Source organism: Secundilactobacillus folii, assembly GCF_009720675.1.
Lineage (GTDB): Bacteria > Bacillota > Bacilli > Lactobacillales > Lactobacillaceae > Secundilactobacillus > Secundilactobacillus folii.
Genome location: NZ_WNJO01000002.1, coordinates 43,943 through 56,308, shown reverse-complemented (window position 1 = coordinate 56,308; position 12,366 = coordinate 43,943). Strand labels below are relative to the sequence as shown.

Genomic DNA, 12,366 nt, shown 5'->3' with positions numbered 1-12,366 from the left:
ATACTCACTGGTCATTAACCGTCTTGTTCCGTATCCAGCAATCTGTTATCATACGCTTAGATAGATTCTCATTACTTGGAGGAGGGCACGGTAATGGCACATTGGTTTGGTCAAAATAGCAGCGGGCATAGCAGTTCGCACCACTTTGTTTCAGCGGACAGCGTTAACAGCCACGAGCTTGACTATGGGGAATTTTTTACTGAATATATCAAGTCAAAACAGCGCAGTATGGATCGTCAGCGCCATCAAGCTGCCAAGGTTTCTAATCAAATGAAAAGGGATCAGGATCGCAGCTAGTAACAATGGAATTTAAAATGCAGATAAAAGTGGCTCTGACAAAACTCGGTTAGGTCCCAAAAAGTAAGTAAATAGCGTCGTAGATTCTTGGTTGGAATCTACGACGCTATTTACCTACTGTGCATTTTTAATAACCCAACTGATTAACGTTTGCGCGTTGCGTCTTTGTCCCAGTCCAGAACGGCACTTTAACCACGCCTGCAATCTTGCTTTTCTTAACGAATCCCCAATAACGGCTATCATTAGAAACGCTTCGGTGGTCGCCCAAGACAAAGTACTTACCCTTTGGCACAACCGTCACGTGCTTGCCCCAGCCGTATTGCTTAGCCAAAGACTGCAGCGTCCAGTTACGAGAGCCAGTTCCGCTGGTGGCCTCACTGTTGCTAATGAAACTTTGATTAACCACCTTATCGTTAACGTATAGCTTGTTGTTGACGAAAGAGACAGTGTCGCCTGGCAGACCGATAACCCGTTTGACGTAATCGGTACCAGCTGAGGCCTCTGGATCTTCACCATGGGCGTCAAAAACGATTACGCTCAGGTGTTTGATCTTAGCCTGTTTAAACATCCAGACCCGCTCATTATTGGTTAAATTGGGTTCCATTGACGGTCCGTCCACGCGAACCGGTGATAGCACAAACGCTTTTAATAGAAATGCCAGTACGAGTCCGATCGCTACTGGCACGATAATTTCCTTGAAGAATTTCACAGCCTTTAATTTCCCTTCCAAGCTGGGTTCGCGAATCGCTGCAACCCAAGATAGTGATGCGCATTAAATACACCTCATATTACTCTCTTTAACCTATCCGTGGCAACAATTGAAGCCGATGTTTCACAATTGTTAACTGACTGTTAAATTTGTTTCACTAGTAATTATTTGAAATTTCCGTATCATGATATGTATGAGTACTTTAGAAAGGACGACACAAGATATGTCTGAAAGGCAACATCGACTTCGTTTTATCCTGATTTTAGGAACACTAAGCGCCACTGGACCGCTTTCTATTGACCTGTATTTACCAGCATTACCGCAGATGATGAGGCAGTTTCACACGTCAGCTTCTCTGATCCAGCTTAGTTTGACAGCCTGCCTGTTGGGCTTGGCTGCTGGTCAGCTGATTTTTGGCCCACTAAGTGACCATTTCGGGCGCAAACGGCCGTTGATGATCGGCTTTTTGGTGTTTGGCCTGGCGTCGTTTCTGATTGCCTGGACCAACTCCATTGCCATGCTGATTATTTTGAGGTTTATTCAAGGTCTAGCCGGTGCTAGTGGTCAGGTACTGTCACGGGCTGTGGCTCGCGACCTTTTTAGTGGTCACGCACTGACTAATTTTTACGCAATATTGAATGCAGTGAACGGCGTTTTTCCGATTATTGCCCCCATTCTTGGTGGCTACATGATTCAGTACGTCCCCTGGCAAGGCGTCTTTATTCTACTTGGTATTATTGGAGTCATTTTGGCAGGGCTGATCATCGTTGGTATTCCTGAAACGCTGAAAGTTGATAAGCGACTGACAGGACCCCTCTTTGTCACTTTTAAATCGTTTGGGAGCCTTGTCAAAATGCCCGGGTTCTTGCGTAATATTATTATTACTGGTGTGGTGTATGGCTGCTTGTTCAGCTATATCTCAGCATCAACGTTTATTTACCAGCAATTATTTCATATGTCGGCGCAGAGTTTTGGCCTTGTGTACGCGCTAAACGGCCTTGGCATAGTGATTGGTAGTGCTTTGCCGAGCCGATTAAATCACTGTTCTGAATACAAGCAGGTTAAAGTTGGGCTAGCCTGCGTGATTGCGGACAGTCTGGTGCTTTTGATTGGGTCAGTACTGCATTTTTCATTACTTGCCGTCGCGGGCTTGCTGTGGATCTTGGTCCTTTGCATTGGCCTACTCTTAACGCTGACCACCTCGATCATCATGAACCAGACACCGAAAAACGCCGGCAGTGCATCAGCTTTGGTCGGGCTATCGCAAAATGCCTTTGGCGGGATTTCATCACCGTTAGTTGGGCTTTTTGGCTCGGCGAGTTACGCGCCAATGGCCGGTTTAATATTTTTGTACAGTTTGGTTGCGACGTTACTCTCGCACCGAAACGTTGAATAGCGAATCTCGGTTAAATGCAGTAGAATGAACGGTAAATTTAAAAATGAAACAGGGGGACATTGGTATGATCAATACAGATCCTTTAGAACTAACTAAGCATGATTTTGAAAAGTATCATCAGGTGCTCAATCAGCGCCCTGATGCAGCGGTGATCAGTCGGGCTGTCATGACCAATGGTATCAACGCAGCGGCAACTGATCCAGCCGCCAAAGTGCGGCTTCACCGGGAATTTTCGGTTGAGGTGGACACTGGAACGGTTACTAATCAAAAACAGAGTGGCCGTTGCTGGGAATTCTCGTTACTTAACACGTTGCGACATCAGTTTGAAAAACAGCACAATGTGAAAAACTTTGAACTATCGCAGAACTACCTCTTCTTTTGGGACAAAGTTGAACGGGCAAACATGTTTTATCAGCACATCATTGAAACGGCTGATAAGGGGCCTAACGACCGCGAAGTTGCCTTTTACCTCAAAATGGCTGGGGGCGATGGTGGTCAGTGGGCCATGGCCGCAGCGCTGGTCCAAAAGTATGGTGTGATGCCCGCTTACGCCATGCCAGAAACCTATAATACCGACCACACAATGGCATTTGCGACGACCTTAGCGTTAAAAATGCGCAGAGACGCCGTTGCTTTACGTCAGATGGTAGCGGATGGCGCTAGTGCTGATGCACTCAATGAGAAGCGGCACGAACTGGTTGGCGAAGTTTATCGGATGGCAGCCTATTCGTTTGGTGAGCCGCCGGCAACCTTTGATTTGGAGTATCGCGACAATGACAAAAAACTGCACCGTGAAGCAGGATTGACACCGCAGGCATTCTACCAGCAGCAATTTGATGTTGACCTTGATGATTATGTTGTCGTGACGAATTCTCCTGATAAACCGTTGAATGAACTGTATCGTTTGGCAAGTCAAGAAAACGTGGCGGGCGGTAAGCAGATTCGGTTTTTGAATGTGGATATGGCGGAGTTGAAAAGGACGGCCATCGCCCAATTGCAGGATGGCGAAACGGTGTGGTTTGGTAATGATGTCTTGCAGCAGATGAGTCGAGAGCAGGGTTTCTTGGACGCAAAGTTATATCGCAAGTCGGAGTTGTTTGGGATTGATTTAAGTTTGAGTAAGGCGGATCGGTTTGCGTATCATGAAGCGGAAGTGACGCATGCGATGACGTTGACGGGAGTGAATTTGGTGGAAGGTAAACCTAACCGCTGGAAGGTAGAAAATTCGTGGGGTGAAAAGAATGGCGAAAAGGGCTATTTCGTGATGACGGATGATTGGATGGATCAGTTCGTGTATGAGGTAGTGGTGCATAAGAAGTATCTCACGGAAGAACAGAAAAATATCTTAAAGCACAAACCAGTGGAGTTAAAACCGTGGGATCCGTTAATGTAGCAGAGTGCGGAGCAAGGCGGTTAAGGACCGGCGTGCAAGGCAACTTCGCCATAAATCCTGGGCTTGGATTTGTGGCGAAGTTGCCTTGCACATAGGTCCTTGCCTTGAGCAGCACGTTTAGGCAATCGAGAATCAAAGCGCTAAATCTGGCAAAAATCCCGGGTCTGGATTTATGCCAGAGCTAGCTTCCACATAGTCCCTTGCCTTGAGCAGCACGTTTCGGCAATCGAGAATCAAAGCGCCAAACTGGTAAAAAAATCCAAAATTCAACCACGACCGCAAATAGACAGTGATGAGCAAAGCCAATCAGCAAGCTTACCACTGTCTATTTATTTACGTAAGGAACCTAAGGAACCTAAAGAACCTTATAACTTCCCAAAAGTGAAATTGTATCCACGGCAGCTAACTGTTGTTTGAAATCAGCCAGCTGAGCTTTGGACATTTTGTGAGTGATGATGACGACGCGAGCTGTCTGATCATCGTTTTTAGTTTGAACAATGCGGCTAAAACTTGCCCCAATCTGGGTCATGATTTGAGTTAGTTTTAGCATTTGTCCGGGAGCATCTAGCATCTGAAGGGACAGGTAGTAGGCGTAGACTATGTCGTTGGGGTCTACGCGGCCAATATCGCTTTGATAATTGTTGAAAGAATTACCGGTGGTTCCCAGCACAATGTTTTTTGTTACGGAAACGATGTCACTTAACACGCTGTTAGCAGTGGGTAAACCGCCGGCACCAGGCCCGTAAAACAGGGTTTCGCCAACCGCTTCACCAGTTACCATGACGGCGTTATTTTCGTTATTAATGGTGGCTAGCGGATGGTCTTTGGGCACGAGAACGGGACCGACTTCGGCAAATACACCGCCGTTGATTCGTCGTGAGATACCTAGCAATTTAATCGTGTAGCCAAATGCGTCCGCTTGAAGCACGTCACGTTGCTGAATTGCTGAAATGCCTTCCACTTTCATATTGGCTAGTTTAATGTGCGTCCCATATGAAAATTGGCTTAGGATAACCATTTTGTAGGCAGCGTCGATGCCCTCCACATCGTTTGTGGGATCGGACTCGGCAAACCCAAGTTCCTGCGCTTTCATTAACGCTTGATCGTAGGTCCAATTACGCCGCTGCATTTGGGTCAAAATATAGTTGGTGGTGCCGTTAACGATTCCCTTAACTTCGGTAATATGGTCCGCGGCAAAACTAGTGACGATGGTCCGCAGAATTGGAATCCCACCAGCGACACTCGCTTCGTACATGAGGTCGCAGTGGTTAGCACGAGCGAGAGCAGCCAGCTCTTCACCAGCTGAAGCAATCAGGTCCTTATTGGCAGTTACAACGTGTTTTTTGGCATTCAGTAACTGCGTAATGACCTCTTTTGCCGGATGCAAGCCACCCATGACTTCAACCACGATTTTAATTTCTGGGTCATTGACGATGTCTGCTAGCTCAGTGGTCAATTTAACGTTTTCGGGTACCTGGTCTTGGTGCTTAGCAATGTTTCGGACGACGATTGTTTTGACGTTGAGCCGTCGCCCAGTGATATTTTGCACCTTATCTTGATTTTCCGTGATCATTTTTAGGACGCTACTGCCAACAGTCCCAAGGCCAACGAGGCCAATCTTAATATCATCCATGATTTGATTAAACTCCTCTAGTTAAAATCTTTAACTGTCAGTATATCAAATATCATGAGATGTTTGTGAAATTTATGGGTGATTTCTCATTTTTAAGAATCTGTAAAACTTGACTAGATCCCAGAATGTAAATAAAGCGCGTCGTGGATTCCTAGTTTGGAATCTGCGACGCGCTTTATTCAGATGGCCAGATTTTGATTTTGTCGCACCTACGCAAAAACGATCGTCATTTGCGAAATACAGTGGATTTTAAAATAAATGCGAGAACATTTTATCAATTCCTGAGAAGAACTGACTGAACCAGTTTCGGCCACCAGCATTGCCTTGGTTGGCAACCGGCTTGGTTACTGTTTTAGTCGCCGTTTCACCCTGGTTTGTCTGACTAGGTAAACCAGTACTGTTATACCGCGTCATCGTCACTTGCTGACCCTTTTTAACTGGTAATTTTGAGGCGGTTAGGGTGTTGGTGATTTTGATCTTCTTTGGGTCTTGATTCTTTCGGTACCAAACAGTTGCTTTACCAGTTGCTGGTTGGGCATCTATTTGACGCCCATCAAGCTTGAAAGTTTGTGGCTTTTCCGTCACGTCAGTTGCGTTGACAGTCTTGTCCACGTGCGTAATTAGCCCGTTCATTGCAGTAAAGGCGGTGTTACTGCCAATAATTGTGGCAATCAGTTTCCGGCCATGTCGCCAGTACGTCACAGTGAGGCACAGCCCCGCGTTTTCTGTGTAACCAGTTTTTAGACCGGTGAGATGATTGCTAGCACGATAATAAGTGCCTGATTTTAGCAGTGCGTTGGCATTAACCAAGGTTTGATTATCAATTTTAGAAGTCGCTTTTTCACTCCACTGGGTGATTTGTGGGAAAGCTGCAGTTAGATGCTGAGCAACGATACTGATAGCTTTTGCACTGACCATGTTTTGGGCTTTGCCAGACGTTTTTGGTAATTGCAGACCGTAATGCTTCAGGTCGGTATTATCCAGACCAGAACTGCTGACAAAAGTCGCATCGATGTGCCAATCCTTTGCCTGCTGATTCATCATACTGATAAATTTAGCGTTGTTACCGCCGGTGACGGCTTCGCCTAAAGCAATTGCAGCAGAATTAGATGACGCAATTAATGCGGCCTGATACAGTTGTTTAACGGTATACTGTTTGGAACGTTTGATTTTAAAAGAACCCAGGCTGTAACTCTTACTCATTTTGATCAAATTTTGACCGACGGCAACTTTATCCGTCCACTTTAATTTGTGTTGTTTGATTTCCTGAGTCGTTAAATAAAGGGTCATCATTTTAGATAAACTGGCAATGGGCAGTTTTTTATCCTGGTTATTTTCGTAAAGCGTCTGACCACTTTTGGCATCCATCACATAAGCAGATTTAACTTTCGTGTAGTTACTCATTTTACTTGATTTTTTTGTTTTCGCCAAACTCGGACTAGCAGGTGCAAAGGCCAACAACATGCAAGTTAGAGCGATTAAAATGCTGGTCCAGCGCCGACGAATTTGTGGTTTTTGAATGGTGTCCATCTCCTATCACACACAGATGAAATAAGTATAGCAGAAAAGATTACTGGAAAGAGCAAAGAAACGGTTAAGTTATCCCAAAAATTCGGTAACATTTGTAAAATTTTATCATTGAAAAATTATTATTTTTCAAAATGAAAGCCAGCATTTAATTTCAATGTTTAATAAAGTTGCTGAATAAAATGGTTTGTATTAGTAAATATTTATATCAGTACAAAAGTGCTTACCAAACACCAAAAAAAACGGTCGTCTGGGTGGACGATCGTTCATGGAAAGTCGCTTTACTAGCCAGTTTAGTGGTTAATAAAGGGAACATAGATTGGTTATTAGGTTATTTGGTATGCCCATACTATAACGCATAAAGCAGGCTAATTCAACTCGGAACCCCGTTTTTTTTAACAGCTGATAAGTCAATATATATAATGTATATTTATTTTCTAATTCGATGAATAAGTAAGAATTTAGAAATAATAAACTTCGTTTTTCATCTGACTTTAAATCAGCTTGAGTAAGACTTGATTTATGGGGCTAATTTTTTAAAGCCAAAGATTTTTCTGATAATAACTAAAAGACAGAGTTACTGAAATGCCCTTTTTTAGAACTAGTTAAGTCGACTAAACTTTCTTTTTATTTTTTCACTCGTGATATAATGCTTTCTAAAAAGGGGGATGACACGTACGTCAATAACAATTAGAACAATGAAAAGAGCAGATCGACGGGCGGCCGCTGAAATCTATCGGCGTGATCGCGAACTGTATTTTCCGTGGGTGGCACACCCCAAACTGAAGGATTTCGCCCATGATTCCAGGGGTGAAGCGCTGTTCGTTGCCGTTCTCGATGGCCAAATCGCTGGGTTCGCTTCCCTTTACCGGGTCATGGACTTTATTCACCTGCTATTCGTTGCACCCGAATTTCAGCACCGTGGTGTCGGTCATGCTTTGATCCAAGCCTTGCGGCAAGAAGCCGATCAGCCATTAACACTCAAATGCGTCATTGAAAATGAGGCAGCGCTGAGATTCTACGACCATGAAGGCTTTGTGATTCGACGTGAGGATCGAATTGCTGTCCCGGCTAATTACACGCTGATGGATACCGTGCAAAATTCGGCTTCCTAAGACCAGTCAGCTGATCTGAGCGGTGGATTTAAGAGCTCAAATTTAATTTAAATAGGGTGGTACCAGACGTGTTTCAAGGGGGAAATTCGATGGTGCCACCCTATTTTTGAATTGAAGAGCTTCAGAGTACTTTGTTCTTAATCGCTCATCAGTGATTTTCTACGATGATTTAAATGAGCAGCGTCTGTGCTAAAATATGCCTAAAAGGAATGTTTAAGGAAGTGACATTAATGGACACAAATAAGTTAGCAGCCTTTGTTGATTTAGCTCAAACGCTGAGTTATACGGAGACTGCTGCCCATCGCTACACAACGCAAGCAACTATTTCTAAGCAGATCATGGCGTTTGAAAAGGAACTGAATGTGCAACTCATCGACCGCAGTCATCGTCAAATCTCATTGACTTGGGCAGGTCAAACAATTTTGCCGTTTGCTCGCGAGATCTTGGGGTCCCAAAACGCCATGATGGCCGAATTAAATCGCCAGCAAAAAAGCCGTAACATGGCATTAACGATTCATAGCATTCCCTCAATTGCTCAGTACAAAGCCTTCAATTTGATGGCTTCGTTCACTCATGCGTACCCCAAGATTGACCTTCATTTTGCAGAGTCAGAGACCCCGCAGTTATTGCCGTCTTTGAATCAAGGCGAAAGTGACGTTATTTTTACCCGTCTGTTTGGCGAGTCAAAGCCAGAGTATGACACAGCAGTGATTGACACTGACCGGTTTGTTGTCGTGATGCCAAAGGGCGATTCGCTAGCGGACACCGAAAAAATTACCATTGATCGGTTACGAACGCACCATTTTTTAATGCTGGATGAGACAACTAACTTATATCAGCCTGTTATGACGCTGCTGACCAAGGCAAATATCAAACCGAAAGTGGTCTATAAGGGTGAACGCATTGATTTGATCCTTGGAATGGTCAGCCAAGGGATGGGGGTTTCGATCATGATGGCTAAATCATTGAATACTGCTGACCTATCAGGAATCGTAACCGTCCCACTTGAACCGGGTCAGACTAGTCAACTCGTCTTTATGCGGCGGAAGGATCACCATACACCGGCTAGTGATCTATTTTGGTCGTATATTCAGCCTTAATATATTCCAATATGGAATGATACGCGAATTAATTTGAATTGTTTTTAGTCACCAATAATTGCATGATAAAGATAATCAAACCGATTGGAGGAATAAAAAATGGCATATGACTTGCGTAAGGTAATTGATGAACTTAAGACCCATTCTGGCCAGTATCACGAAACGGATAAGGAGATTGACCCGGATGCCGATCTGGCAGGTGTTTACCGCTACATTGGTGCTGGTGGCACCGTTGAACGACCCACCCAAGAGGGTCCTGCAATGATGTTTAATAACGTCAAAGGATTTCCCGATAGCCGAGTATTAATTGGTGCGATTGCCTCCAGAAAACGGGTGGGTATGATTTTGCACCACGATTACAAAACATTGGGGCATTTATTAAATGACGCAGTGACCCATCCAGTATCACCGGTAGAGGTTTCAAAGGATCAAGCACCGGCTCAAGAAGTGGTGATGAAAGCTAGTGACCCGAACTTTGATATTCGAAAAATTTTAGCTGCGCCGACAAATACACCTCAGGATGCAGGCCCTTACATTACCATGGGCGTCGTCTATGGATCCAGTCCTGACAACAAGCAAAGTGACGTGACGATTCACCGAATGGTGCTTGAAGATAAGGACACCATCGGCATGTACATTATGCCTGGTGGTCGGCATTTAGGTGCCTTTTTAAAGGAATACGAAGCACAAAATAAGCCGATGCCGATTACGATCAATATTGGGCTAGATCCAGCCATTACCATCGGTGCCACTTTTGAGCCACCGACAACACCGCTAGGCTACAACGAACTTCAAGTCGCTGGCGCTCTGCGGAACGAACCAGTGCAATTGGTCAAGGGAACGACCGTTGATCAGTTAGGGATCGCCCGCTCTGAATGGATCATTGAAGGCGAGATCGAACCTAACACCCATATGCAAGAAGATATTAATACTAATACGGGTTTTGCGATGCCTGAATTCCCAGGCTATAACGGCGTTGCTAACCCGGCTGTCAACGTTGTGAAGATCAAGGCGGTGACCCACCGTCAAGACCGACCGATCGTCCAGACCACCATTGGTCCTTCCGAAGAGCACGTTTCGATGGCCGGGATTCCGACTGAGGCTTCCATTTTGAACTTAGTTGATCGGGCCATTCCGGGCAAAGTCAAGAACGTCTATAACGCCCCAGCTGGTGGCGGTAAACTGATGACCATCATGCAGATTCATAAGGATGACGAAGCGGATGAAGGGATTCAACGCCAAGCCGCCCTATTGGCTTTCTCTGCATTTAAAGAACTCAAGACCGTGATTCTAGTCGACGAAGACGTTGATATCTTTGACTGGAACGATGTGATGTGGACGATCAATACCCGTTTTCAGGCTGACCGCGACATTATGGTACTGGAAGGGATGCGTAACCACCCACTTGACCCTTCAGAACTGCCTGAATATGACCCTGCAAGGATCCGGATTCGCGGTATGAGTTCTAAGTTAGTTTTGGATGGCACCGTTCCATATAACATGCGAGATAAGTTCAAGCGGGCACCATTTAAAAAGATGACTAATTGGGAAGAATATTTGAAGTAAAAGCATCATGATTTGACAGAAGGGGGTTTGTTCATGAGACGAATCGTAGTGGCAATTACCGGAGCATCCGGGACAATCTATGGCGTTCGGTTGCTGCAGGCGTTGCAGGCCACACCAGGGATTGAGACCCATTTGATCATGAGTAAGTGGGCCAAACAAAATCTGGCCGTGGAACAGACGGGTTATACACTGCAACAGGTTAACGAGATGGCGGATGTCGTTTATGATGACCGTGAGATGGGTGCTACCGTGGCTAGTGGCTCGTTTATGCATGATGGCATGGTCATTGTGCCAGCCAGTATGAAGACGGTGGCTGCCATTGCGACAGGCTTGGCTGATACGTTGATTGGACGAGCTGCGGATGTGACGCTCAAAGAACGGCGACCATTACTATTGGTTCCACGCGAGTCGCCGTTTAACCAGATCCACTTGGAAAATATGCTGAAGTTAGCGCGAATGGGCGTTGAAATAATCCCACCAATTCCGGCCTTTTATAACCATCCGAAGACGATTGATGATTTAATCGACCATAACACCATGAAACTACTGGATCATTTACACATTCAAAATGCATTTGGCGGGCGTTGGCAGGGCTTAGCCGCTGCTAAAAAAGACGCGAAGGGTGCGAACTCAAAATGACGCAGACGTTTGAAAGTACTCGAGCTGGCGTCACGTTGCGAGCTGTTTTGGAACGGCAAAACCAGGATGTTTTGATCCAGTTGATCGGCGGTGATGTGCCTCATTACGGCGTCGTGACGACAGTCGATTTGCATGGGCATGAACAAACTGTAGCTCTGCCAAGCCGTCCAGGTCACGTACATCAAGAGGGTGTGTTGACACGTCAGCTCGCCAAGCGGATCAAACCGGCGTTGCAGAGTAATGCTTTCATCGTTAGTGGCGTCCACGTGAACGTGATTTCAAAAGCACAAATGGCCGCCATGGGGCCAATCGTCAACGAACTGGGTGACCAGATTCGTGATTGGCTAACAGCCCATCCGCGGCAGAAAGTTCCGGAGAAATTTGCGAAATAATCGTTCGCTTTTCTAACGCGCGCGAGCTGTGAACAGCTTAAAACCGGTTATTACCAAGTTCAAAACAAATAAAGCGGTACTAGATGATTTTCTGGCTGACAGAATTCACCTAGTACCGCTTTATTTTTGGATGTTGACAAGTCTTTAACTGTTTCTATAACTGCTGTGGTTCCACGGGATCAAAGTGCTGGTGATGTCCCCGATGGCGTGGGTGGCCGTGATGATGGCCATGGGTGTGATCACTTTGCAGTTTTAACTCAAGCTGTTTCGTCTTTTCCCGTTCAATTTGGAGCTTTTTACGATAGATATTCGTTTTAACATGGCCGTGAATCAACAGTGCTAACGGGATCATCTGAATGGCAACGCCCACAGGGATGATCCAGGGATTTTCCCGGACAAATGCTGCCCGTCGCTGAGCAAGTTCTTCTAAGTCAATCGTAACCGCTTTCTTTGCCATAAAAATCACACTCCTTTGCCCTCATAATACCGTAAACGACGTTGAAATGCAGTAGAAGACATCGCAAAAATTAAACGTTTTGGACGTTTTGTTGGGACTAATAAACGGGCGCGCTTGGCTGTTAACCAGAGTCAGTTACAAA

12 protein-coding genes are annotated in these 12,366 nt (G+C 45.3%); 8 read left to right on the top strand and 4 right to left on the bottom strand.

The window, feature by feature from the left end:
- Positions 1-93: 93 nt before the first annotated feature.
- Positions 94-297 carry a hypothetical protein gene (locus tag GM612_RS01950; RefSeq protein ID WP_155430710.1) on the top strand — a complete coding sequence of 68 codons (204 nt, stop codon included), beginning with the start codon at positions 94-96 and terminating at the stop codon, positions 295-297.
- 127 nt (positions 298-424) lie between these two features.
- Here the strand turns inward: GM612_RS01950 and lepB are convergent, their stop codons facing one another.
- Positions 425-1,006 carry a signal peptidase I gene (lepB, locus tag GM612_RS01945; protein WP_343031754.1) on the bottom strand — a complete coding sequence of 194 codons (582 nt, stop codon included), beginning with the start codon at positions 1,004-1,006 and terminating at the stop codon, positions 425-427.
- 223 nt (positions 1,007-1,229) lie between these two features.
- On the opposite strand from lepB, the gene GM612_RS01940 reads away from it, so the two are divergent.
- On the top strand, positions 1,230-2,402 hold the full coding sequence (locus GM612_RS01940; protein WP_155430708.1) for a multidrug effflux MFS transporter: 1,173 nt from the start codon (positions 1,230-1,232) through the stop codon (positions 2,400-2,402).
- Positions 2,403-2,466: 64 nt separating this feature from the next.
- Entirely contained in the window at positions 2,467-3,795 is a 1,329-nt protein-coding gene (locus GM612_RS01935; protein ID WP_155430707.1) for a C1 family peptidase, read from the top strand.
- A 355-nt stretch (positions 3,796-4,150) separates the two neighbouring features.
- On the opposite strand, the gene GM612_RS01930 is transcribed toward GM612_RS01935, so the two are convergent.
- Complete coding sequence (locus tag GM612_RS01930; RefSeq protein WP_155430706.1) at positions 4,151-5,428, bottom strand: homoserine dehydrogenase; 1,278 nt, start codon at positions 5,426-5,428, stop codon at positions 4,151-4,153.
- A gap of 249 nt (positions 5,429-5,677) precedes the next feature.
- Positions 5,678-6,958 carry a D-alanyl-D-alanine carboxypeptidase family protein gene (locus tag GM612_RS01925; RefSeq protein WP_155430705.1) on the bottom strand — a complete coding sequence of 427 codons (1,281 nt, stop codon included), beginning with the start codon at positions 6,956-6,958 and terminating at the stop codon, positions 5,678-5,680.
- 695 nt (positions 6,959-7,653) lie between these two features.
- Between GM612_RS01925 and GM612_RS01920 the strand changes: the two genes are divergently transcribed.
- From GM612_RS01920 to lpdD, 5 genes are all read left to right on the top strand, one after another.
- Positions 7,654-8,070: a GNAT family N-acetyltransferase gene (locus GM612_RS01920; RefSeq protein WP_246147489.1), complete on the top strand. Its 417-nt coding sequence runs from the start codon at positions 7,654-7,656 to the stop codon at positions 8,068-8,070.
- 230 nt (positions 8,071-8,300) lie between these two features.
- Positions 8,301-9,170, top strand: a complete 870-nt coding sequence (locus tag GM612_RS01915; RefSeq protein ID WP_173021194.1) for a LysR family transcriptional regulator — start codon at positions 8,301-8,303, stop codon at positions 9,168-9,170.
- A 99-nt stretch (positions 9,171-9,269) separates the two neighbouring features.
- Positions 9,270-10,736 carry a UbiD family decarboxylase gene (locus GM612_RS01910; protein ID WP_155430702.1) on the top strand — a complete coding sequence of 489 codons (1,467 nt, stop codon included), beginning with the start codon at positions 9,270-9,272 and terminating at the stop codon, positions 10,734-10,736.
- A gap of 33 nt (positions 10,737-10,769) precedes the next feature.
- Positions 10,770-11,375, top strand: a complete 606-nt coding sequence (locus GM612_RS01905; protein ID WP_155430701.1) for a UbiX family flavin prenyltransferase — start codon at positions 10,770-10,772, stop codon at positions 11,373-11,375.
- Entirely contained in the window at positions 11,372-11,767 is a 396-nt protein-coding gene (gene lpdD / locus GM612_RS01900; RefSeq protein WP_155430700.1) for a prenylated flavin chaperone LpdD, read from the top strand. Before GM612_RS01905 ends, lpdD begins: the two co-directional genes overlap by 4 nt.
- Positions 11,768-11,921: 154 nt before the next feature.
- Here the strand turns inward: lpdD and GM612_RS01895 are convergent, their stop codons facing one another.
- Positions 11,922-12,224 (bottom strand): hypothetical protein, encoded by a 303-nt coding sequence (locus tag GM612_RS01895; protein ID WP_155430699.1) that lies wholly within the window; start codon positions 12,222-12,224, stop codon positions 11,922-11,924.
- Positions 12,225-12,366 lie beyond the last annotated feature (142 nt).